The sequence below is a fragment of the Algimonas porphyrae genome, from assembly GCF_041429795.1.
In the GTDB taxonomy this organism is placed as follows: domain Bacteria; phylum Pseudomonadota; class Alphaproteobacteria; order Caulobacterales; family Maricaulaceae; genus Litorimonas; species Litorimonas porphyrae.
On the sequence record NZ_CP163424.1, the window covers coordinates 552714 to 576133 of the forward strand.

Consider the following 23420-nt stretch of genomic DNA (forward strand, 5'->3'; position numbering starts at 1 on the left):
ATCATGCCGATCTCTCAAGACCGCGATACTGATCTGATCCGGGATCTCGACCTGTTGCTCGACGCGCTTTGCGCGGATTGGGATTTTTGTGCCGGGGTGCGCGGTGCCGACTTGGTGAAAGGCGCCAAACCGCTGACGTCGAAACAGTTTACGGACGCCGTTCTGGACGCCGAAAGCGAATTGCCGGGCAATCGCGCCAGTTGGGAGCGCCGTGTCAAACGGCGCTTCGTTCAGCGCTACGGTCACGCCGTCACACGTCGGGACTATCGTCCCTTTTAGGCCAGTCTGACCGTCATGCCGGGCGCGCAAGACGGTTTACACACGCGCAAGGGACGCTATCAGGCGCAGATGGTTCAGACCTATCTCGATTTCGAACGCCCCGTAGCCGAGCTCGACAAGCAGGCGATAAGCCTTGCGGAAACAGACGCAACGGCTGCGAAGGATGCTGAGGCCCGGGCTGCGGTAGAGCTCAAGAAGCTCTACGCGAAACTCGGATCGTGGCAGAAGACGCAGGTTGCGCGTCACCCTGGCCGTCCGCATTTTTCCGATTATATCGAACTTCTCACGACGGATTACACCCCGCTGGCCGGGGACCGGCAGTTCGGCGATGATCATGCCTTGCTGGGCGGGCCTGCCAAAATTCGTGGGCGTTCCGTGATCGTGATGGGCCATGAAAAGGGCAAGGACCTCGACACGCGGCTGAAGCATAATTTCGGCATGGCGCGGCCCGAAGGCTACCGGAAAGCCGTGCGCCTGATGGAGCTGGCGGAACGGTTCAACCTGCCCGTGATCAGCTTCGTCGATACGGCGGGGGCCTATCCCGGCCGGGGCGCGGAAGAACGCGGTCAGGCCGAGGCCATTGCCCGATCCATCGATAAGGGGCTGTCGCTCAAAGTGCCGTTCATCTCCATCATAACGGGCGAGGGCGGATCAGGCGGCGCGGTTGCGATCGCGACGGCGGACTCGGTTCTGATGCTGGAACATTCCATCTATTCCGTGATTTCGCCGGAAGGCTGCGCGTCGATCCTGTGGCGCGACGGGGCAAGGGCCGAAGATGCCGCCAAGGCGATGAAGATCACAGCGCAGGACCTGAAGAAACTCGGCGTCATCGATGGGATCATCAAGGAACCGGTCGGCGGGGCTCACCGGACCCCGGACGAAGCGATCAAGCGGGTCGGGGCGAAGATCATCTCCGAACTTGATATCCTCAATGCTCTGGGCACGGCCCGTCTGGTTGACCGCCGTCGGGACAAGTTTCTCAAGATCGGTCGCGCCCTGCCTGTAGCGAAGAAGAGCTGAAGCGAGAACCGGAACCGAACCCAGACCTGGACGGACGAGCCGTCCAGGCGGTCTTTGCTGGCACCAAAGTGTGTCCTCCCATAGCAAAGACGGTAGGCTGATGGCCTGTGTGACGAGGGCTTAGAAGCCTGCGGCGATACCGACACCGGCCCAGATCAGGCTGTCATCCGGCGTACCGGCGCTGAAATTCAGCACGTCCTCGGAATTCAGCGTGACGTTCAGGCCCGCATAGACCGATCCCACATCATTAATGGCGTAGGTCAGGGCGGCTGACGCGGTTGCCCATTCATAGTCGCCTGGCCCGTCGACCGTCACTACACCGCCGACCAAACCCAGATCGAAACTGGTCTTGTCGCCGGTCGGAATGCTGTGCCCGATCCCGCCCTCCAAGGTTAAGGCTTCCAGCTCGACATCATAATAGGCTGTCAATGACGGCGCGAGTGCTGTGTCGAAACCCAATCCGACATAGCCTTCATACGTGTCCGTTCCGTCTGGGAAATGATACCAGGTCGCCCCGACGCTCCCGGAGACGAGGTCCGATAGCGGGAAACTGTAACCGGCATAGACGTCGATTTCGTCTGTATCGGCCAGACTGTCCGATCCCAGCCCGGTCGAGGCCCATGTGCCCAGCGTGAAGTTGCCGAAGCCCAGCTCCACACCCGGCTGAATGGCTTCGTCTTCGAAGCTGACCCCGCGAAAGACATATTCCGTCACATAGTCGATGGAAACGGAAACGCTGACGTCGCTGTCCTGCGCGTAGGCTGGCGCTGAGGCGAACAAACTGGCGGTACATATGGCGCTAGCGGCGATGATGGATTTTTTCATGACGATCTCCCTGCAATGTCGAGACAGGGGGTAGGAGGCGAATTTCATCGCCTCGACCGAACATGATGAAATAATGTGTCTTATGCAGCTGACGCCTCGGAATGAGGCGCAATAATATGCCTGTTTGCACCGAAACCGGGCTTCCGCCCGCAATGTCAGTTGATCAATCGCAAGCGATCAGTTGCGGGTAAATCGCGCTAAGTGATTTTCCCGCAGCATTGTTTGACCTTCAGTCCCGACCCGCACGGGCACGGGGCATTGCGTGACAGCCCGTCCAGCTGTTCCGGTGTCGCCTTCGGTTGCGTCGGAGCCGTCGCTTCGCCGAGACCAGGCGCGGCCCCCATCAATTCCATCGGAGAGCGTGCCCCGCTAAGCGCTTGTGGCAGGGCCGATGGCTGCGCCCGCGTTCCGCCCTGGCTTTTGGCTTGAGATTGCGCTTGAGCCATCGCCATCTGCTGACGCTGCAGCTGAGCATTCAGAAGCGTGCGGAACATGGCTGCTGTCACGTCTTCGCGTAAGGAGATGAGCAGCTTGTCGAACAGGGTGAAGGCTTCGGACTTGTATTCGTTGAGTGGATCGCGCTGACCATAGGCGCGCATACCGATCACGGATTTCAGCGCATCGAGCTGTTGCAGATGCTCGCGCCAGTTTCGATCGATGACCTGCAGCAGGACCTGTTTTTCCAGACGCTGCATGTCCGTATCATCAATCCCGACGGTCAGCTGCTGATAGGCGCTATCGGTTACATCCTTCAGACGCTTGGTCATTTCCTCGTCGGCAATGCCTTCCTCGGCAGCCCATTGTTCGAGCGGGAAATCATTGGTCAGGGCAGGCTGACCATCGATCTCGAATGTCCCCATCAGACCGGCAGACTGAACAGCCTGTTTCAGACCATCAATGTCCCACTGTTCGGCATAGGCCTTTTTGGGCACATGCTTTTCGATAAGATCTTCGCATAGCTGACGGCGGAAATCCTCGATCACGTCGGAAACGTCTTCATCCGTCATAAATTCCATGCGCTGTTCGAAGATCGTCTTGCGCTGATCATTCATCACATCGTCGAATTTCAGCAAGTTCTTGCGGATATCGAAGTTGCGGGCCTCGACCTTACCTTGTGCCCGTTCGACGGCCTTGGTCATAAAGCGGTTGGTCAGCTCTTCGCCTTCTTCCCAGCCCATTTTGCCCATCATGCTTTTCAGGCGGTCACCGCCAAAGATACGCATCAGATCGTCTTCGGTCGAGAGATAGAATTTCGATGTGCCCGGATCCCCCTGACGCCCTGTCCGGCCGCGCAGCTGATTGTCGATCCGTCGGGATTCATGCCGTTCCGTCCCCAGAACGTAAAGACCGCCAGCCTGTAGCGCCGTGTCCTTGAGTGCCTTGACTTCAGCCCGGATCTTATCCGCAATCCGGTCTTTTTCGCTCTCATCCGTCACACCTTCGGTCTCGGCTTCGATCCGCATGTCGGCATTGCCGCCAAGCTGAATGTCCGTCCCGCGGCCCGCCATATTGGTTGCGATCGTGACGGCCGCCGGCACACCGGCCTGCGCGACGATCTCGGCTTCCTGCTCGTGATGGCGCGCATTCAGCACGCGGTGCTCCACGCCTTTTTCCGTCAGGAAACGCGACAGTTTCTCTGATTTCTCGATCGAGACCGTGCCGACCAGCATGGGTTGACCCTTAGCCTTGCAGGCGGCGATTTCGTCGACAATTGCCGCAAACTTCTCGTCTTCTGTCCGGTAGATGACATCCTCGATGTCGATCCGCTGGATCGGGCGGTTTGTCGGGATAACCAGAACTTCAAGCTTGTAGATTTCGGCAAATTCGCCTGCTTCGGTCTCAGCCGTGCCGGTCATGCCGGACAGTTTTTCGTAAAGGCGGAAATAGTTCTGCAGCGTGACCGAGGCCATGGTCTGGTTCTCGGACTGGATGTTCACGCCTTCCTTGGCTTCAATCGCCTGGTGCAGGCCTTCTGACAGGCGACGCCCCTGCATCATGCGTCCGGTAAACTCGTCGATAAGCACGACCTCGCCATCCTTGACGATATAATCCTTGTCGGCGACGTAGAGGCGGTGAGCCTTCAACGCCTGATTGGCGTGATGCACGATGGTGACGTTTTCAATGTCATAGAGGCTTTCGCCTTCCAACAGTTCGCGCTCGCGGAGGATCTGCTCCAGTTGCTCATTGCCCTCCTCGTTGAAGGTGGCTGTACGGGCCTTTTCGTCGACCTCGTAACCGTCTGCGTCGATCAGCGGGATAATCCCATCCAGCGTCCGGTACAGTTCCGCCCGGTCTTCCGTCGGTCCGGAAATGATCAGCGGTGTCCGGGCTTCGTCGATCAGGATGGAGTCGATTTCATCGATAATGGCATAGACATGGCCGCGTTGCGCCATCTCCTCGACCGACAGTTTCATATTGTCGCGCAAATAGTCGAAGCCATACTCATTATTGGTGCCGTAGGTGATGTCGGCGTCATAGGCCGCCTTGCGACCGGGACTTTGCGGATCGTGATTGTTGATGCAACCGACGGTCAGCCCGAGGAACGTGTAGATCTGCCCCATCCATTCCGCATCGCGGCGCGCCAGATAGTCGTTGACGGTCACGATATGGACGCCCCGCCCGGTCAGCGCATTGAGATAGGCGGCCAGTGTCGACACGAGCGTCTTGCCTTCGCCCGTACGCATTTCCGCGATTTCGCCGCGGTGCAGGGTCAGGCCGCCGATCAGCTGCACATCATAATGGCGCTGCCCCAATGTGCGTTTCGCGGCTTCGCGGACCGTCGCGAAGGCCTCTTCCAGCAGCTCGTCAAGCGTTTCGCCCTGATCCAGCCGGGTCTTGAAGGCTTCGGTCTGGGCTTTGAGCTGATCGTCGCTCATCGCCTCCATCGTTGGTTCGAGCGCGTTGATGCGCGCGACGATGGGACGGAGCTTCTTGAGCTTGCGGTCGTTTTCCGTACCGAACAGCTTCTTGGCGATGCCGAGCATTGAGAGGTCCTTGAGGCAGGGGCGCGGAACGCGCTGCGTAAAGTGGGTTTTGCGGTTCCGTCTTTGCTTGGGCGTGACTTAGGAACGGCCCTCGCCTAAGTCAACGCAGGCGGGCAGACAGGATGATGGGGTTTGCAATATGATGACGATAAGACGGGTGATGCCGACAGGGCTGAGTTTGATACTGTTCAGTGCTGTTCTGGCGGGCTGTTCCGGCACGGATGAATCCGGGACGTCTCTGAATGCTGATCTGCCGACAAGTGCCATACAGCGCGCCGATGATCCAGTTGTGGCGCGGGTCGAAGAGACCGTGATCTACCGGTCCGATGTGGAACGCGCCGCGGTCGCGCAAGGACTGATCGGTCAGGGCGATGCCCTGTCGACGGGTAGCAATGTGTTCAAGGTGACTGTCGACGAACTGATCGATCAGCGCCTGTTGGCACTCGATGCGATCAGCCAGGACTTGATGAAGCAGGAGGAAGCGCAACGGCGACTGGCCGCGGCGCGAGAGCGCATTCTGGGCAATTACCGGATCGAGACCCATCTGGCGGCGACGGTGAACGAGGAAACGATCCGGACCCTTTACGAGGCGCAGAACAATCTCGGCTCACGGGGTGAGGAACGGCGCATCCGCCAGATTGTCGTGGCGGACGAAGAACAGGCCACAAATGTGCTGAACCGGCTGCGCGACGAAGAGGATTTCGAGCTCTTGGCAGCAGAGCTGTCGATCGATGCGCAAACTTCGCAATCGGGCGGTGAACGGGGCTGGCTCAGCCGCGATATGGTCGAATCCGGTTTGCGCGACGCCGTCTTCGCGGCGCCGATCGGTGGCCGTGTGGGGCCGATCAAAGCGCAGGACGGCTGGGTGGTTCTGGAAGTTCTCGATCGTCGTATCCCCAATCAGCGAAGTTTCGAGGAAATGCGCGAAGACATTGCGCGCTTCATGACATTCGAAGCGATTGACGGCCTGATGTCGGATCTGCGGGAGGATGCTGCGATCGAACGCGTCTATGAATCCGATATGGCGCCGGACGCGTCTGAAACGCCCGATCCCTGACAGTGCGCACGCCGAACTTGAAGATTTCCAACGCCTTATGACGACAGCTATCAGCCCATTTGCGCCAGAGTATTTTCCGACGCTGCCGCCGCTCGACGGTTTCACCATGGCGACGGCAGAGGCCGGGGTGAAATATCGGGGCCGGACCGACCTCTGGGTGTTACGCTGTGATCCGGGCACATCTGTGGCAGGCGTCTTCACACAAAATCGCTGCCCCGGTGCGCCCGTGGACTGGTCGCGCAAGGCCTTGTCGGCCCGCCCGGACGGCCCGCGTCTGGTGGTTGTCAATAGCGGGACGGCCAATGTCTTTTCCGGTCAGGCCGGACGGGACGCCGTCAAGCTGACGGCGCAAGGTGCGGTGGAGGTGTTCGGCGGTCATGCGGACGCGGTCCAGATCGCCAGCACGGGCGTCATTGGCGTCGCGCTGGACGCCAGCAAGGTCGTGGCGCAATTTCCGGACATGGCCAGCCGGATGCGCAGCGATGGCTGGGACGCGGCGGCCCGCGCCATCATGACGACGGATACCTATCCCAAAGGGGCGAGCGCGACGGCGATGATCCACGGGACCCGGGTTACGATCAACGGCATCGCCAAGGGGTCGGGCATGATCGCGCCTGACATGGCGACGATGCTGGCTTATATAGCGACGGATGCACGCCTCGATCAGGCAAGCCTGCAGGCTCTGTTGACGGATCTGACAGGGCCGACCTTCAATTCGATCACCGTCGATAGCGACACGTCGACGTCCGACACACTCTTGCTACTGGCCAGCGGGGCAGCCGATCACCCTGAAGTGACGGGAAGCGATGATCCCGCACTGGCGGATTTCCGACAGGCTCTGCGCCGTGTAATGTTCGATCTGTCGCAGCAGATCGTGCGCGACGGCGAAGGCATCAGCAAGCTGATCGAGGTCGTCGTCACGGGCGCGGTCAGCAATGCCAGCGCCGACGCGGTTGCCCGGTCCATCGCCAATTCGCCTCTGGTCAAGACGGCCGTCGCCGGAGAAGATGCGAATTGGGGCCGGATCATCATGGCGGTCGGTAAGGCTGGCGAACCGGCCGAGCGGGACCGGCTCAGCATTCATATCGGTCCGCACTGCCTGGCCACGAATGGCCAGCCTGACCCGAATTACCGTGAAGCCATGGGGGCGGCCTATATGAAGCAATCGGAGATCCGGATCGGGGTCGATCTCGCGCTCGGCGAGGGGGCCGCAACCGTCTATGGCTGCGACCTGACCCACGCCTATATCGACATCAATGCGGATTACCGATCGTGAAAACCCCTGTTCTGTGGGTCGCCGCCTGCGGCCTGATCGATGCGGACGGACGCGTGCTGGTGACGCAGCGTCCCGACGGTCGGGATCATGCCGGTTTGTGGGAGTTTCCCGGCGGCAAGATCGAACCGGGTGAGCGGCCTGAAGAGACGCTGGTGCGCGAGCTCTATGAAGAGCTATCGGTCGAGCCGTGTCTGGACTGCTTGGAACCGCTGACTTTCGCCAGCCATGCCTATCCCGATTTCCACCTGATCATGCCGACCTATGTCTGTCGGCAGTGGGACGGCATGGTTCGCCCGCGCGAAGGGCAGGCGACGAAATGGGCTTGGGCCGAAGATATTGTTCGGCTGCCCCTCTTGCCGGCTGACATCCCGTTGGCGCGCCATCTGGCTGCGCGCCTGCCCAAGGGACGGCGGTTTCTGACTTGATGGCTGGACTGGGCAGATGATACTTTTCAGGATCTTGAAAACCTGGGTCGCAGCCGGATTTCGCGTAAGCGCTCAACTGGCTGCGAATATTTTCGCACAAGACCCGGTGTGGCTGACATGAGCGACACTTTATCTGCGATCCGGACCCGGATGGGGCGTGCCGAAGTTGCGATCCTTCTCGTTCTGGGCCTGCTCTGGGGCGGGTCCTATTTTTTCGTCGAAATTCTGCTGCAAAGCCTGCCGCCATTTTCGATCATTGCCGTACGGTTGACCCTGGCCAGCGCAGTCCTGTGGGGGCTGGTGGCGGTGACACGCACACCTGTCCCACGACACGCAGGCGGCTGGGCGACGCTCGCCACGGTCGGACTGATCGGCGTCGCCGTGCCGTTCATGCTGATCGTATGGGGACAAACCCGCATTACGGGTGGCCTGGCGGCCATACTCAACGCCACAGCCCCGCTCTTCACCGTTGTGATCGCGGGGCTGTTTCTGACCGATGAGCGGATCACGCTGGCCAAATTCGGGGGCGTTGCAATCGGTCTGCTCGGCGTCGGGGTGCTGGTCGGGCCGTCGGCGATTCTCAATGCGAATGGCTCCGCGCTGGGTCAGGCCGCGGTCATACTGGCCGCATTATGCTATTCGGTCGCCGGCATCGTCTCGCGACGTTTTTCACGGATCGGCATCTCTCCGCTCATGGTTGCGACGGGGCAATGTAGTCTCGCCGCCATACTGATGGTCCCGCTCGCAATAGCAACAGATGGTCTGGCTCCGCTCGCCGCCGCGCCGTGCGACGCCTGGCTGGCGCTGCTGGCTTTGGCACTACTGTCGACGGTGCTGGCCTATATCCTTTATTTCCGCCTGATCGACCGGGCTGGTGCGACCAATGCGGTGCTCGTCGCCTATCTGATACCCGTCTCAGCCATCGCCTTGGGGGCGATGTTTCTCGGGGAAAGATTAACGCCGATGCAGCTGGCCGGTGGGGCGCTGATCGGCGTCGGTCTTCTTGTGACAGATGGTCGGATTTTCAGCCGCGCTTGAAAATCTTCGATGCGATGATGGACACGAGAATGGCGCCGATGACCGTGCCAATAAAGCCAGCGACTTCGCCCATTGTGTAAAAGCCGAGCGTCTGTCCGAGCCAGGTGAAGAGCAACCCGCCCAGGATTCCGGCAAGGATCATCATGATCAACCCTTTGGGCTCATGACGATCCGGTAGAATGATCTTGGCGACGAATCCGGCAAGCGCCGCGACGATAATAGTCCAGATAATGCTCATGACAGAGGCTCCCACAAATGATGCAAACTTATAGCACGTTAATCCGGCTAGACCAAAGCCGTTCCATGAAAGACCCGCTCAACCGTCCAGCGGAATGACGCCGCGCGGCGTCGTCGCGAAGAAGGCGCGTGGTCCGTCCAGCTCGTCGGCAATCGCCGGATGGCCCACATCGAGCCCGCCCGTAAAGGTTCCGAAGCTGGGCAGGATGATACGCTGTCGGCTGACAGCGAAGCAGGGCCTGGCCACTCCGCCGCGCCGGGTCTGGACCCGTACTTTGGGATGCAGATGTCCGCATAGATTGACGCCCACCGTACCGAATGGATGGGTTGGCAGATGGGTCAGTAGAAAATCGCCGCATTGCAGATGATCCTCGCGCCCGCCGATGAGCCCGTCCGGAATGTCGGGATCATGATTGCCAAGGATCCAGGTGAAGCGTGAAACCCTGGCGACCAGCGCATTGGCCGCGTCAAAATCGCGCGCGCTCATGCGCTCTCCGGCAGCAATGTCGTGGAAGCTGTCGCCGAGCGCAGCAACATGCCGGGGCTGAAAGTGATCGATCAGCGCGTCCAGTCGCGCGAGCGTGTCCATCGTATCATAGGTCGGCAGAGGTGCACCGCCGATAGCCTGCAGATAGGACGCCTTTTCGAAATGCAGATCGGCGACCAGCAAGGTCTCGCAGTCCGGCAGGAAGGCGGCCTTGCGGTAGTCGAACACGATCAGTCCCGCGCGGGTTGCGAACTCAAGCCGTTCCATGACCCGGCGTCGTTGGGGTTGCGGGCGTTCTGGCGCCGCCGTCTGGTTCCTGTTTCGCCGCCCTGTCCACATAATCTCTGACCTGATCCAGCAGCGAGTCGCCGACCCCGTTCATATAGTCCTGAACATGGCTTGCTTCTGCCATGAGCCGGTCCTGGGCTTCGCCGCGAATCCGTTCCTTGCCCACTTGCATCATGGCCGGAATAGACAGGGGGCTGGCATGGGGCAAAGTCCGGAATACAGTCTTGCCAGCAACTTCGCTCAGGAAGCCGCGCAACCGGCCAATGTCGAGCAGGTCGCTTTCCGCCTCCTCCCGCGCGATCCGCAGCAATATGTGATCCGGTTCGTATTTCAGCAGCACGTCATAGATCAGGTCCGTCGAGAACGTGACCTGTTTCATGGTGCGCTGCTGACCGGGCAGGCGCTGTTCGGTCAGTCCGGCAATGGTTGCGATCTTACGGAAACTGCGCTTGATCATTGGCGAATTGACGATCCAGTCGTCCAGCTCGGCATCCAGAATATCCGTATCGAGCAGACCGTCGAGCGAATTGACCGGCTCCAGGCTGGTGATGGTCAGCGCATAATCGGTGATGGTGAAATTGATCGGGGCGAGGCGTTGTGTCTCCATCCGCTTGGTCAGCAGGAAGCCCAGTGCATTATTGACTTTCCGCCCCTCGAATGTGTGGACCAGCAGCACATGATCGTTGCGGTCGAAGAAGCTTTCCACCAGCAATCCGTCAGGTCCAGGCAGGTCGGAGAAGAGCGATTGCAATGTCAGCCACTGTTCGACCTGATCGGGCAGCCGGTGCCATTGTGCCGGATCGCTGACCACGGCGCGCACCCCGTCCGCCAGATAGGAGGAGAGCGGCATCATTCCGCCCGCATAGGCAGGGATTTTCGGTCGGGCCCGCGGGGCGGGAACGGCCTCGACCGCCATGTCGCGAATGCCCTGATAGCGCAGCGTCTCTCCAGCGAAGGCGAATGTATCGCCGGGGTTGAGGTTCATGACGAACCGTTCCTCGATCTCGCCGACGACGCGCCCGCGCTTGGATTTGGGTGATGGAATGCGGCGAACCTTCAGCTTGGCATATTCGACGATGGTGCCGATATTCATGCGGTGTCGCCGCGCGGCGAATTTATCTGCAATCATGTAGCCGCGTGAGGTCTGTCTCAACCGCTTGAACCGCTCATAATTTTTCAGCGCATAACCACCATCGACGGCGAAGGCGAGAATGGCGTCGAAATCCGCCTTGGTGACATGGCGGTAGGGCCAGGCGGAACGGATCTCGGCGAGCGCTTCGCGTTTTTTCAGCGGTCCGGCGCAGCCGCGATTGACCAGATATTGCACGACCACATCCATCGCCCCGTCGGAATAGGTCTCGCCGTCGCGATGACCGCCCTCGATCGCCTGAATGGCGACGTCGCATTCGACGACCTCCAGCGGATTGGTCGGGACCAGAACGGCCTTGGAGGCTTCGTCGATGCGGTGGTTGGACCGTCCGATCCGTTGCAGCAGGCGCGAAACGCCCTTGGGTGCACCGACCTGGATGATTACATCCACATCGCCCCAGTCGATCCCCATCTCGAGCGCCGAAGTCGAGACCACGGCGCGCATCTGTCCCGACGCGATCAGGCTTTCCGTCTTCTGCCGCCGATCGCGGGCCAGCGATCCGTGATAGACGCCGATCGGCAGCCCGTCCTCATTGGCTTCCCAGAGCTGCTGGAACAGCACTTCCGCCTGGGCGCGCGTATTGACGAAGACGATGGCTGTCCGGTGATCGCGAATGATCTGGTAGATGTCGCGCACGGCAAAGCGCGACGAATGTCCGCCCAGCGGGAAGCGCCCTTCCGGCTCGATGATGGTGATCGCCGGCGGCGTATCGCCCGCCACCTCGATCCGGTCGGCGGGTGCGCCTGTCGGACCGAGCCAGGCGGCGGCTTTGTCCGGCTGAGCGACTGTTGCCGACAGGCCGAAACGGACATGATCGGGGGCCAGCGTCTGCAGCCGGGCCAGAGCGAGCGCCGTGAAATCGCCGCGCTTGCCGGTCGTGAAACTATGCATTTCATCGATCACCACGCATTTCAGCGACGCGAAATAATTCGGCGCGTTGTCGTAGGAGAGCAGCAACATCAGCGATTCCGGTGTTGTGAGCAGAATGTCCGGCGGGCGTGTTTGCTGCTTCTTACGCTGATAGCTTTTCGTGTCGCCCGTGCGAATGCCGATCTCGATGGGGAGGCTCAGATCCGTCACGGGCCGCATCAGATTGCGCTCAATATCATTGGTCAGCGCCCGCAGCGGCGAGATGTAGAGTGTATGCAGGGCGGGTTCAGCGTCGCTGGGTCTGTCTTCCTTTTTCTTGGCGAGATCGCAGAGCGATGGCAGGAACCCGGCCAGCGTCTTGCCGCCGCCCGTCGGTGCGATCAGTAGCGTGTCGCGTCCCTGTGCGAATTGGTCCACCATGCGCCGCTGATAATCGCGCACGCGCCATCCCTGCGCGGCGAACCAGCCGTCAATGTCAGACGGAATCAGTGGTTCGGACGATGTAGGCGCGACGGACACAAGATTGGATACGTATGAAAGCGTCGATCCGCTCCGATTCATTTCAGCCCAGGCGCCATTGTCCCACCGGGCATCGGGGCCGCGGCCTTCGTCCATTCTGCGTCGTGAGTGACACGAGCGCGGACTGTGTTCCCTGATGGGGAACGAGAAATAGAACCATTTTCAGCGAACACAGTCCGCGCGCCTGAGGAGCGCATCCGGTCGTCAGCGCCGTGGCCCCGAGGGGCCACCATGGCCTCACCCCGGAGCGGGATAGACGAAGCTGCCCCTTTCGAGGACAGCCTCATCATCCCGGTTTTAGCGGGAGGGCGCATCCGGGGCCTGGTCCGAAACAGACCAGACCTGGGACTCGTATCTCGCCCCCGCCTCACCATTGGTCGCTTCGCCGGGTGGGGCCCTGCGTGCCGTATGACCTCACGCAACGCCCAACCCCCAAGCCCCCGCTCATACCAAAAGCCATACACTCTCTCGTGTCCGAAGCAGGTGAAGCTAGAAAAGCATGGGAAATGAAGGGGTGGACGGAATTGGCAGACTTTCTGACAAGCCTCTGAAAACACCGGCGGCGTTAAAGGTATAGGCGGGGATCAATCCAAGCAGGTCTCTATAATTCCGCTCAGGCCGACTTGATCGGCCTGCCTATTTCCCACCTGTTTCCGCCAGCCGAGACGGCAGGAGATAGGCTCGCCGGTCAAGTCGGCGACAGCGGAAGAAGGGGAGGAAAGTCTATTTCTTCTCTTCCGTCATTGCAGAGCGCGATTGTGCGATCCATGGCAGGGGCCGTCAGGCTAGCCGAGAGATCGAGGCCATGGATCAGACAATCAAGTTGTGTGATGGCGGGAAAGAAAACGCGCCCTTTTTCAAAACCCTCACCGTCCTCTCCCCCTCCGACTTCGCTAACGCTCAGCCACCTCCCCCGGACAGGGGGAGGGGGACCGCGACGCGGGAGTGAACGTGAGCGAACGAAGCGACGGGGTGGAGGGGGAGAGGACGGAGAAATCTGCATCAGAGGATGAACGGTGGCGAAGGTCTCATTCCGTCCCGGCATGCGGGAGCGCCTTCAGCTCTCACGCGCATCCATCATCTTTTAACGGGTCATGACCCCAGTTCTTGAGCGAGTAGGTCCAGTTGCTGGTTTCGACATCCTCTTCCGTCGCGCCCTGACTGCAATGGCGTTTGATATAGCCGACGACCCTAGCCATATGGTCCCACTGATCGTCGCTCAGATCGTCCTTTTTGGTACGTTTTATGGTGACGATGCGGCGACCGGATTTATGACCGGTACTCTCGCCATTGTCGCGATCCCCGACTGACCTGGATTCGTCCGTATCCAGCCAGTCATCCAGTTGTTGGGGCGCCATATTGACGAGGTCGCGCCATTCGTCCCAGATTTGGTCACGGCTTTTGGAAGATGACATGAGGGCGGCTTCTGCTGCGTATGAAAGATCGTGTTTGTAACGGCAGGACCGGTTTTGCGTTCCGCAGGGGAACGTTTTGTCGCGCCGCCCGTCAGGAGTGACATGATGGACCCGGCCCCAATCGACTCCGAAAGCTGGATGGAAGTCCGCGACGGGCAGTTCTACTGCGCGCCCGCCGACGTCTATGTCGACCCGATGGAGCCGAGCCCGCGCGCCGTCATCACCCATGGCCATGCCGATCATGCGCGCAAGGGGCACGGTACAGTCTGGGCGACGCCGGAAACCATGGCGATCATGGATACGCGCTATTACATTTCCGACGATACGGTGCGCGTGCCGCTGCGCTATGGTGAGCGGCATGATCTTGGCGGCGGGGTGACGCTCTGGTTTGCCAGCGCCGGCCACATTCTCGGCTCCGCCCAGGCCGTGTTCGAATATCAGGGCCAGCGCATCGTGGCGGCCGGCGATTTCAAGCGCCATCCCGATCCGACCTGCGCGGCGTTCGAGGTCGTGCCCTGCGACGTGTTCATCACAGAAGCCACTTTCGCCCTGCCGGTGTTTCAGCATCCGCCACTCGAACAAGAGGTGGAAAAGCTGATGCGGAGTATGCGAACGCTCCCAGACCGCACCCACATCGTCGGCGTTTACGCGCTCGGCAAATGCCAACGCGTGATGAAAACATTGCGGCTCGCGGGGTATGAGCACCCATTCTATCTGCACGGCGCGCTGAAACGCCTGACCGAACTCTATGAGAGCTACGGGCAGGATTTCGGGGACTGGCAGCTGGTCAGCGAGATCCCGCGCAAGGATAGGGACCTGTTCCGGGGAAAGATCGTGCTCTGCCCGCCCGCCCAGATCAATGACCGGTGGTCCCGCCGCTTCGCCGACCCGCTTCCGACGGTCGCCAGCGGCTGGATGCAGATCCGAGCGCGGGCCCGCCAGAAGCGCGCCGAGCTGGGTCTGGTGGTCAGCGACCATGCCGACTGGAACGACCTGCTGCGGACGTGCCGCGAAACCCAAGCGAAGACGGTGTGGATCACGCATGGCCGTGTGGAAGCGCTGGAATATGCGCTGAAGAAGGAAGGCATCAACGCGAAGGGGCTGCACCTGATCGGTATGGAAGAGGAGATCGGAGAATGAGCTTTCCCGCCTTCGCCGACCTGCTCGACGACCTCTATTTCACTAACTCCAATCTCGCCAAGGAAGCGATCCTCGCGGAGTTCCTGCGAACGACGCCCGACCCGGACCGGGGGTGGGCGCTGGCGGCGATTGGCGGGACACTCAGTTTCGACCTGTTCAAGCGCAATCTCGTCAAGACGCTGATGGAGGAGCGGATGGACCCGTACCTCTTCCAGCTCTCGCGCCACTATGTCGGCGAGATGAGCGAGACCGTCGCGCTGGCCTGGCCGCAGAGCCCGGATCCCGTCCGCCTCAACCGTCTGCCGGACCTCCATGAGGTGATCGAGGAGTTCAAGGTCCGCAACAAGGCGGGCATCCGGGACTATCTGATCACCCTGCTCGACAATATGGCGCCGCACCAGCGTTGGGCGTTGCTCAAGCTCGGCACGCGGGGACTGCGCATCGGCATGAGCGCACGGACGGTGAAGAAGGCGCTGGCCAATATGAAAGGCGTCGATGTCGGCGTAATCGAGGAGCTGTGGCACGGCATTTCGCCGCCCTATGCGGACCTGTTCGCATGGATCGACGGGACGGCGGCGATGCCAGACATCAGTCAGGTGCTGACCTACTCGCCCGTCATGCTGAGCCATCCGATCGACGAAGAGGCTGATCTGGATCGCCTGTCGCCGGACACCCATACGGCGGAATGGAAATGGGACGGTATCCGCGTGCAGGTGGCGGGCATGAACGGCGCGGCACGCATCTATTCGCGCACGGGCGACGATATCTCGCACAGCTTTCCGGATCTCGCGGCCACCGTGAATTGGGACGCGGTGATCGATGGGGAGTTGCTGGTCCGACCCAATAGCGCGATCGGGTCGTTCAATGATCTGCAACAGCGATTGGGCAAGAAGAAACCTTCGGCTGCGCTCATGAAGCGTCTGCCCGCCCATTTGATCGCCTATGACATCATCAGCCAGGACGGGGTGAGCTTCCGCGAGCAGACGTTGGACGAACGGCGTGACACGTTGAGCGCATTCATCGCCGAACGGAACCCGGATCGCTATTCGCTGTCCGAATTGCTGGACTGGAAATCGGTTGCGGATCTGAAGGCTCTGCGCGAAGACGCCGCCGCCTCAGAGGGCCTTAAAGAGGGGCTGATGATCAAGCGTCGCGATTCTTCTTATGTCGCGGGCCGGCCCAAACACGCCTGGTACAAGTGGAAGCGCGACCCTTTCCTGCTCGATGCCGTTCTGATGTATGCGCAGCGCGGGACGGGCAAGCGCTCATCCTTTTATTCCGACTATACATTCGGGCTCTGGAAGACGGTCGACGGCGAAGAGACGCTTCTGCCCATTGGCAAGGCCTATTTCGGTTTCACGGATGAAGAGCTCAAGCAGCTCGACAGCTGGATCAGACGTCACAAGGTCGCGCGTTTCGGGCCAGTGCAGGAAGTGGAAAAAGAGCTCGTCTTCGAAGTCGCGTTTGATTCCGCTCACCGCAGCGCACGTCACAAATCCGGCTACGCGCTCCGCTTCCCGCGCATCAGCCGCATCCGATGGGACAAACCCGCCCATGAGGCCGACCGGCTCGAAATCATGGAAACGATCATCGGCAAATAGTTTCGCTTGATCGAACACGGATCGATGACGCACAGGTCCTGGTCAACCGGAAAGGACAATATATGCCTGACAGACGCGATATTGCCGTGATCGGACTAGGGACGTTCGGCACGGCCCTGGCCCGCGAAATGTCTCGAATGGGCGACCGGGTTACGGGGATCGACCGGGACGCGCAATGCGTGGGCGCGATGGACGGCGAAATCGATGCCGTCATGCAGGCCGACGCCACGGACGCCAAAGTGCTCAATCACGCCGGGATCGGCAATTTCGACAGCGTCATCGTCGCCATCGGGGACGATATGCAGAGCAGCCTTCTAACCACGCTGGCGGTCATGCAGGCGGGATGTACCGATGTCTATGTCAAGGCCCAGACGCCCGAACATGCCCGTATCCTGAAGGCCATGGGCGTCAACAACCTGCTGGAGCCCGAAGCGAGCTTCGCCTTGCATCTATCGCAGCTGCTGCATAATCCGCACATTGTAGATTTTCTCAATCTCGGAAACGGCAATTATATTGCCACCATCAATGCCCCGTCCGGCACGGCCTGCAGCACGGTCGCCGATCTGCCGCTGGCGAAATATAATCTGGCCTGTATCGGCGTCGATATTGGCGAGCGGATCCTGACTGGCGAGCTGGCGACACACGCGCTGACAATTTCCGACCGATTGATCCTGGCGGGAAAACGGGCCGATTTGCGCCGTTTCGCCCTGCATGGCTAAGCTGTGAACAAACTGTCCATTCCGGCCTGGCTCGTGCTCGTCTACGGGGCCTGGATCGCGCTCGGAACGGCGTTGCTGAAGCTCCCCATCGCCGCCCATCAGCCGGTCAGCTGGATCGATGCGTTTTTCACCGCCGTCTCCGCCGTTACCGTGACCGGTCTAATCGTGGTCGATACCAGCAGTGCCTGGACCCTGTTCGGTCAGGGCGTGATCATGGCGCTGATCCAGTTTGGCGGCCTGGGCCTGATCACCTTTGCCGTCTTCGTGCTCGCGGCTATCGGAGCGCGGATCGACGTCTCGAAGCAGCGCTATCTGGCCGAGGAGCTGAATGTCGATACGATGGGCGGGCTGATCCCATTCGTGAAGCGCATTCTCGGCATTTTCATCGTCTGCGAACTGCTCGGCATGGCGCTGATCGCGACGCAGTTCGTGCCGGAATATGGCTGGGGCATGGGCCTCTGGCATAGCCTGTTCCATTCCATCAGCGCCTTCAACAATGCGGGCTTTTCGACCTTTTCCGACAGTCTGATGGGGTGGGTCGGCAATCCTGTCATCATCTGGACGATCAGTCTGCAATTCATCCTGTCCGGTCTGGGGTTTCTGGTGCTCTCCGAACTGTTCCGGATCCGGCGCTGGCGGCGACTGTCCTTGCATACGCGCCTGATGCTGATCGGGACTCCGCTGCTCATTATTGTCGGTGTCGGCGGTTATGCGGCCCTGGAATGGACCAATCCGGCGACCCTCGGGAGCCTCGACGGTACGTTTGCCCGGTTGCAGGCCAGCTGGTTCGAAGGGGTCACGCCGCGCACGGCGGGGTTCAACGCCATGGATACGGCGGGCGTGACGGACGCAACGGCCCTGCTGACCATGGTGCTGATGTTCATCGGGGGCGGCGCGACGTCGACGGCGGGCGGGATCAAGGTCACGACGGCTTTCGTGCTGTTGCTTGCCACGATCGCCTTTTTCCGCCGATCCGGCGTCATCCATGTGCAGCGCAATGAAATCGGCCCCAGCGCCGGGCTCAAGGTCATGGCGTTGCTGTTCGTCGGATTGATGCTGATCTTCACCGCCCTGTTCGTGCTGATCCTCACGCAGGAGCTCGACTTTCTTGATGCTGCGTTCGAAGTCTTCTCGGCCTTCGGGACGGTCGGTCTGTCGCGCGGCGCGACGGGCGCGCTTGATACGCTTGGCAAATTGACCATCTGCGTCGTCATGTTCCTCGGACGGCTGGGCCCTCTGACACTTGGATTCATGCTGGCGACCAAGACACCGCCGCGCCTGCATTATCCGGAAGGTAAGGTCTATCTTGGATAAAAGTCGTTTAAAGTCTGTGATTTAGCGAAGAGTCTCGGAACATTTCGCCCCTCGCCCCCGTTGCTTTGGTGAACCCGACGCTCTGCCCGCCTGGCAGGGCCGCCCGCAAACCAAGGAGAAACGACACATGGCTATCGAAAATCTGAAACAACTTTACATCGCTGAACTGAAGGACCTGTATGACGCTAACGAACAGGCGAATGCGACCGTCGAGAAGCTGATCGACGCCGCCAGCTGTTCGGACCTGCAGGATGCGCTGAAGCGCTCCATCGAGGGCACGAAGGAAGGCAATGCGGCGATCAAGTCGATCCTCGACAGCCACGGCGAAGGTGTTGGAAACGCGACCTGCAAGGGCATGAAAGGCCTGACCAAGGAAGCCGAAGAACATGTGCTGGATGAAGAATTCGGCGATGACAGTGTTCGCGATGCCATGCTGATCAGCCAGTATCAGCGCATGGCCCACTATGCGATCACCGGTTACGGCACGGTCGAAGCCTTTGCAAAGCGCCTCGGCGATTTCGAAAACGCCGCGACGCTGGAAGAGTGTAAGGAAAAGACGATGGAAGGCGATCTGCGCTTTACCAAACTGGCCCACGCATCCATCAACGAAAAAGCGATGGCCGCCTAACGGCCTGAGCCCATTTACCAAAAAAGCCGTCCGCAGAATCTGCGGGCGGCTTTTTTTGTGTCTGACGAAAATTAGAGGCGGGCTACTCAGCCCGCCTATTCCGCTAATCCTAATTCGGGTGGCGGGTTACGATCCCCGCATTGACTGAATGAAGTCGTCAGCCGCTGAAATGGATTGTTCCATCTCGGCGATCAGGCGCGCCACATCATCTTCCAGATCGGCCTGTTCGCCTTCCAGTGAGGCGATCGAGCGCGCATTCAGATTATGTTTCAGGAAAAGCACGCGGTCACGGAAGACGGATAGAACCGGGTTCATCGATTCGGTGGCGCGGTCCATCTTGTCGGCAAGAACGTCATAGGTCTGCCGGGTCTGCCGCAGCTGGCGTTCGGAGGATCGGCGCAGCCCGGCGTCGGAATAATCATCCAGTTCCGCTTCCCATTCCCGGAACAGATCGCGCGAGACGCGTTTCACGGACTCAACGCGGTTGCGCACTTCGGACGCCTGAGCGTCGGCCCGGTCATAGGCGCGACTGAGATCGTCATAGCGGTCTTCCAGCTCGCCGCCATCGACGGCGACGACCGCGCGGAAAGCGCTCAGCGCATCTTCGAACTCTTCCTTCGCCTCATCCTGCGACTTGGCGACATCGCCGACACGGTCGACCAGTATGTCACGCTTCTCGATGCCAAACTGTTCCTGGATCGTGTAGGCTGCTGTCGCGCAGCCCGTCACGGTGGCCGGCACCAGCATGGCGGCGCACATGATCAAGGCCAGTCGATGTGATGTGTGTCGTGATCGGCTCATTATGGGCTCCCTGAAAGCGTGGTGACCCGGAACGGGCCGTGCTGCTGTGACTAACACAGGGTTGCCGCTTTCGTTCCCGGCTGATGGCGGTCCTGTATCGAGCCTGCCCTGATTGGGGCTGAACCGGGAAAGCCTGCCGACTGTGGCACGGCCCTTCCGCTATCTGCGTCTGCATGGCAGATGAGCGGCATGAGCGCTCCTCTCGATACGACCCCTCGCGATCATCCGGATCAGCGGACCGGTCTGCCCCCGCTTGCGACGGGCGGCGATGTGCCGGGGCAGGTCTTGCGGCTCGATGATACGGAAAACATGCTGAAGTCCAGTTTCCGGACGATGGCCCTGTTCGAATTCTTTGCCGACGCGAAACGTCCGGCCTCGATCGGCGAGATCGCTGACAATCTCAACATGCCGCAAAGCTCGGCCTCGGCCCTGACCAAATCCCTGCTCGATAGCGGCTATCTGGAGCGCGACGTCGAAAGCCGGGCCTTCTATCCGACATTGCGCCTCAGCTTTCTAGGCGACTGGCTGGTCCGGATGGCGGCCCTGCCGGATGACTTCACGGATAATTTGGCCCGACTGTCCGAAACCATCGGCGAGACCGTCTTTCTGGCGATGCGCAACGGGATCTATTCGCAATATATCTACACGCATCACCATGACGGTCCGGTGCGGGAACATGTCGAAACCGGATCGGTGCGCCCACTCGTCTGTTCGGCGACCGGCTATGCCATGCTGAGCGGCGATGCGGATGCGGATATCGGCAAGCTGATCCGGCGCACCGTACATGAGGTCGAAAACAGTTTCTGGAAGGAAACGGCTGGCGCCGCGCTGGAGGGGGTTCAGGACACACGGGCACAGGGCTATGCCATTGCCGTCGGCCCGTCCCATGAAAGTACGGGGGGGATTGCCGTGGCTCTGCCGTCGCGGACCGTCCGGCGCCATCTCTGCGTCGGGGTCGGCGGTCCTGCGGATGTGATCCGCGAACGCGGCGCGGAGATCGCGCCCGTGCTGCGCGGCTTCGTCGCGGGTCTGCCACGCTCGATCGAAGACGCCATACTGGGCCGTGGGGCGCTCGCGCGTCTGCCGGGGCCGGAATGAGGGCTCTGGATGAGACTTAGAGGGCGCTCTGCCTGGCGGCAGTCAGGTAAGTATCGCGACAACCCCTCGCTGCGCTCGGAGCAGATATTGGGGTTGGTAAAGTGACGGCCCCACAAAGCCCGTGGCGGCTTAAAAATCCTCGTGAACCTCAATTTGAGGTGGGTGCCGGAATTAAACGGACCACGGTCCGAACAGAGCCAGCTCCCGAAGGATACAGTAAGGTCCGGTGGATTAGTGCTGCTCACGCAACCCGCAGAAACCGTCCGGCACTATGTGGGGCGGGGCGCGTCCGCGCGCAAGCCTCAATGTCGGGTGCGGTTAACGGACGGGCTGCGTTCAGTCGCTGTCCGAGAGGCGTTCGGCCAGCCGCTCGATGCGCTGCGCGGCGGACATCAGGCTTTCAGCCGCTTTGACTTCCGCCGACGCCTTGGCTTTCAACGCATCGTCGGCTTCGGCCCGGAGTGATCCCAGCCGCGCATTCACCTGCGCATCCACATTGCCCTTGGGGTCGTCCATTTCGTCCAGCAGGGTGATCCCCGCCATGACCAGCAGGCGCAGATCGCCGATCTGTCCGAACTGATTGGCCATTTCGGCCACTCTGGCATCCAGTCGCTGTCCCAGCCGCATCAGCCGTTCTTCTTCGCCGGTTTCGCAGCCCAACCCGTAGGAGCGACCATTTATATTCAAGCTGACCTTACCCATGGCCGTCTCCCTGCGGCTCCGCGCCGCCTTGCAGAACGTTCCGCAATGTACTGATCGTGGCGTCGAGCTCAGCGCGGGTCTGTCGCGACAGGGTCTCGAATTCCGCTTCGCGCACACGCCGGGCTTCCAGCGCATCATCCAGTTCCGCCGCCAGCCGCGCCCGGTCTTCGGACAGGGCCCCGGCTTCCGTCACCTGTGTTTCCAGTTGGGACAGTCTGGCCAGCATCGGATCAAGCGCGCGTTCCAGCGCGCCGAGCGCATCCGACAGGGCGCGCGCCGCATCGGTAAGACCTGTCTGTTCCATGTCAGCGCTGTCAATCATCGCAATCGGGGTAAAGTCCTCTTCTTGCTGACTGAATGACGCAAGAAATGCCGTTCAACAAGGGTATTTTTGGCTCTGGCGCATTGCCCCGACGGGTCGTTCCGCGTAACGGCGGTCCAACCTCAAGACGCTGGCGACCCGCGCCGGCCCAAATGGCTCATGCCCGCCCGGATCCGTTCCGGTGGGCCAGATTTCAGGATCGACCCAACCGCCCATGACTCTCAAGATCGCCATCAACGGCTTTGGTCGCATCGGCCGCCTCGTCGCGCGTGCCCTGCATGAATATGACATTTCCGATGTCGAGCTGGTTCTGATCAACTCGCCCGGCAAGATTGAAACCTCCGCCCATTTGCTGCGCTACGACTCCGTTCATGGCCGATTCGCGGCGACCGTGGAGGAAGGCGACGACTGGATCGATTTCGGGCGCGGCAAGGTCCGCATGACGCATGAGCGCAACCCGGCTGACGTGCCGTGGGAGATGGCGGATCTGGTCATGGAATGTACCGGCCTGTTCCGATCGCGTGAAAAATGCCAACCTCATTTCGATGGCGGGGCGAAAGCCGTGCTGATCTCAGCCCCCGGCGAGAACGTCGACCAAACCATCGTCTACGGCGTCAATCACGATCTGCTGGGCAGCGAAGACCGGCTCGTTTCCTGCGCATCCTGCACAACCAACTGTCTGGCTCCGATCGCCAAGGTCATTCTGGACGCGGTCGGCATTCAGCGTGGCTTCATGACGACGGTTCATGCCTATACGCAGGATCAGCGCATTCTCGATAATTCGCACAAGGATCTGTACCGGGCCCGCGCGGCCGGCCTGAACATGATCCCGACCAGTACGGGTGCGGCCAAGGCGGTCGGCACGGTCATTCCGGAACTGGATGGTCGTCTGGCAGGCGCCGCCGTGCGTGTCCCGACAGCGAATGTCTCCATGATCGATCTGGCCTTCCAGCCCGAAAAGAACACGACGGCCGAAGAGCTGAACGCCGCCATGAAACTCGCCGTACAGGGCCCGATGAAAGGCATTATCTGTTATTCGGAAAACCCGCTGGTCAGTTCCGACCTCAATCACGATCCACACAGTGCGACCTACGCCGCCCTGCTGACCAAATCCATGGACGGCGATCTGGTCAAGGTCATCGCCTGGTACGATAATGAGTGGGGCTTTGCGAACCGGATGATCGATGTCGCGCGCGTCATGGGTCAGCGGCTCGGGCTCGCCTAG

22 protein-coding genes are annotated in these 23420 nt (G+C 60.7%); 13 read left to right on the forward strand and 9 right to left on the reverse strand.

Annotation, left to right across the window (positions count from 1 at the left end):
- Positions 1-3: 3 nt before the first annotated feature.
- Entirely contained in the window at positions 4-279 is a 276-nt protein-coding gene (locus AB6B39_RS02790; RefSeq protein ID WP_284371573.1) for a hypothetical protein, read from the forward strand.
- Positions 280-294: 15 nt separating this feature from the next.
- A complete protein-coding gene (locus AB6B39_RS02795) occupies positions 295-1299 on the forward strand; it encodes an acetyl-CoA carboxylase carboxyltransferase subunit alpha (RefSeq protein ID WP_284371575.1) in 1005 nt (334 codons plus the stop codon).
- Positions 1300-1419: 120 nt separating this feature from the next.
- On the opposite strand, the gene AB6B39_RS02800 is transcribed toward AB6B39_RS02795, so the two are convergent.
- Together AB6B39_RS02800 and secA are read right to left on the reverse strand one after the other, a co-directional pair.
- Complete coding sequence (locus AB6B39_RS02800; RefSeq protein ID WP_284371577.1) at positions 1420-2124, reverse strand: TorF family putative porin; 705 nt, start codon at positions 2122-2124, stop codon at positions 1420-1422.
- Between the two features lie 197 nt (positions 2125-2321).
- Complete coding sequence (gene secA / locus AB6B39_RS02805; protein WP_284371579.1) at positions 2322-5108, reverse strand: preprotein translocase subunit SecA; 2787 nt, start codon at positions 5106-5108, stop codon at positions 2322-2324.
- Positions 5109-5247: 139 nt separating this feature from the next.
- Here secA and AB6B39_RS02810 point away from each other — a divergent pair, with 139 nt between their 5' ends.
- From AB6B39_RS02810 to AB6B39_RS02825, 4 genes are all read left to right on the forward strand, one after another.
- A complete protein-coding gene (locus AB6B39_RS02810) occupies positions 5248-6165 on the forward strand; it encodes a peptidylprolyl isomerase (RefSeq protein ID WP_284371581.1) in 918 nt (305 codons plus the stop codon).
- Complete coding sequence (argJ, locus tag AB6B39_RS02815; RefSeq protein ID WP_284371583.1) at positions 6119-7441, forward strand: bifunctional glutamate N-acetyltransferase/amino-acid acetyltransferase ArgJ; 1323 nt, start codon at positions 6119-6121, stop codon at positions 7439-7441. Before AB6B39_RS02810 ends, argJ begins: the two co-directional genes overlap by 47 nt.
- Entirely contained in the window at positions 7435-7866 is a 432-nt protein-coding gene (locus AB6B39_RS02820) for a (deoxy)nucleoside triphosphate pyrophosphohydrolase (RefSeq protein WP_348520174.1), read from the forward strand. The genes argJ and AB6B39_RS02820 overlap by 7 nt, the downstream gene beginning before the upstream one ends.
- 117 nt (positions 7867-7983) lie before the next feature.
- Positions 7984-8904 carry a DMT family transporter gene (locus AB6B39_RS02825; protein ID WP_284371588.1) on the forward strand — a complete coding sequence of 307 codons (921 nt, stop codon included), beginning with the start codon at positions 7984-7986 and terminating at the stop codon, positions 8902-8904.
- Here AB6B39_RS02825 and AB6B39_RS02830 read toward each other — a convergent pair.
- The 4 genes from AB6B39_RS02830 to AB6B39_RS02845 all read right to left on the reverse strand — a co-directional run bounded on the left by AB6B39_RS02830 (position 8891) and on the right by AB6B39_RS02845 (position 13870).
- On the reverse strand, positions 8891-9142 hold the full coding sequence (locus AB6B39_RS02830) for a GlsB/YeaQ/YmgE family stress response membrane protein (RefSeq protein WP_284371590.1): 252 nt from the start codon (positions 9140-9142) through the stop codon (positions 8891-8893). The genes AB6B39_RS02825 and AB6B39_RS02830 overlap by 14 nt on opposite strands.
- A gap of 78 nt (positions 9143-9220) precedes the next feature.
- The gene (pdeM, locus tag AB6B39_RS02835; protein ID WP_284371592.1) at positions 9221-9895 is read right to left on the reverse strand and encodes a ligase-associated DNA damage response endonuclease PdeM; all 675 of its coding nucleotides are present in this window, start codon (positions 9893-9895) and stop codon (positions 9221-9223) included.
- Positions 9882-12455, reverse strand: coding sequence for a ligase-associated DNA damage response DEXH box helicase (locus AB6B39_RS02840; RefSeq protein WP_348520175.1), 2574 nt, complete (start codon positions 12453-12455; stop codon positions 9882-9884). The genes pdeM and AB6B39_RS02840 overlap by 14 nt, the downstream gene beginning before the upstream one ends.
- A 1064-nt stretch (positions 12456-13519) precedes the next feature.
- Positions 13520-13870, reverse strand: a complete 351-nt coding sequence (locus tag AB6B39_RS02845; RefSeq protein WP_284371594.1) for a DUF3140 domain-containing protein — start codon at positions 13868-13870, stop codon at positions 13520-13522.
- A 105-nt stretch (positions 13871-13975) separates the two neighbouring features.
- Between AB6B39_RS02845 and AB6B39_RS02850 the strand changes: the two genes are divergently transcribed.
- The 5 genes from AB6B39_RS02850 (at position 13976) to AB6B39_RS02870 (ending at position 19272) form a co-directional block, all read left to right on the forward strand.
- A complete protein-coding gene (locus AB6B39_RS02850) occupies positions 13976-15010 on the forward strand; it encodes a ligase-associated DNA damage response exonuclease (protein ID WP_348520176.1) in 1035 nt (344 codons plus the stop codon).
- Positions 15007-16611, forward strand: coding sequence for a cisplatin damage response ATP-dependent DNA ligase (locus tag AB6B39_RS02855; protein ID WP_284371598.1), 1605 nt, complete (start codon positions 15007-15009; stop codon positions 16609-16611). The genes AB6B39_RS02850 and AB6B39_RS02855 overlap by 4 nt, the downstream gene beginning before the upstream one ends.
- A 62-nt stretch (positions 16612-16673) precedes the next feature.
- A complete protein-coding gene (locus AB6B39_RS02860) occupies positions 16674-17330 on the forward strand; it encodes a potassium channel family protein (protein ID WP_284371601.1) in 657 nt (218 codons plus the stop codon).
- Positions 17331-17333: 3 nt separating this feature from the next.
- The gene (locus tag AB6B39_RS02865) at positions 17334-18644 is read left to right on the forward strand and encodes a TrkH family potassium uptake protein (protein WP_284371603.1); all 1311 of its coding nucleotides are present in this window, start codon (positions 17334-17336) and stop codon (positions 18642-18644) included.
- A 127-nt stretch (positions 18645-18771) separates the two neighbouring features.
- A complete protein-coding gene (locus AB6B39_RS02870) occupies positions 18772-19272 on the forward strand; it encodes a ferritin-like domain-containing protein (protein ID WP_284371605.1) in 501 nt (166 codons plus the stop codon).
- A 126-nt stretch (positions 19273-19398) separates the two neighbouring features.
- Here the strand turns inward: AB6B39_RS02870 and AB6B39_RS02875 are convergent, their stop codons facing one another.
- On the reverse strand, positions 19399-20073 hold the full coding sequence (locus AB6B39_RS02875) for a DUF2959 family protein (RefSeq protein WP_284371607.1): 675 nt from the start codon (positions 20071-20073) through the stop codon (positions 19399-19401).
- 189 nt (positions 20074-20262) lie between these two features.
- Here AB6B39_RS02875 and AB6B39_RS02880 point away from each other — a divergent pair, with 189 nt between their 5' ends.
- Entirely contained in the window at positions 20263-21171 is a 909-nt protein-coding gene (locus AB6B39_RS02880) for an IclR family transcriptional regulator (RefSeq protein WP_284371609.1), read from the forward strand.
- A 336-nt stretch (positions 21172-21507) separates the two neighbouring features.
- On the opposite strand, the gene AB6B39_RS02885 is transcribed toward AB6B39_RS02880, so the two are convergent.
- Both AB6B39_RS02885 and AB6B39_RS02890 read right to left on the reverse strand, forming a co-directional pair.
- Positions 21508-21873, reverse strand: coding sequence for a cell division protein ZapA (locus AB6B39_RS02885; protein ID WP_284371611.1), 366 nt, complete (start codon positions 21871-21873; stop codon positions 21508-21510).
- Entirely contained in the window at positions 21866-22177 is a 312-nt protein-coding gene (locus tag AB6B39_RS02890; protein WP_284371614.1) for a DUF4164 family protein, read from the reverse strand. Before AB6B39_RS02890 ends, AB6B39_RS02885 begins: the two co-directional genes overlap by 8 nt.
- A 232-nt stretch (positions 22178-22409) precedes the next feature.
- Here AB6B39_RS02890 and gap point away from each other — a divergent pair, with 232 nt between their 5' ends.
- Positions 22410-23420 carry a type I glyceraldehyde-3-phosphate dehydrogenase gene (gap, locus tag AB6B39_RS02895; protein ID WP_284371616.1) on the forward strand — a complete coding sequence of 337 codons (1011 nt, stop codon included), beginning with the start codon at positions 22410-22412 and terminating at the stop codon, positions 23418-23420.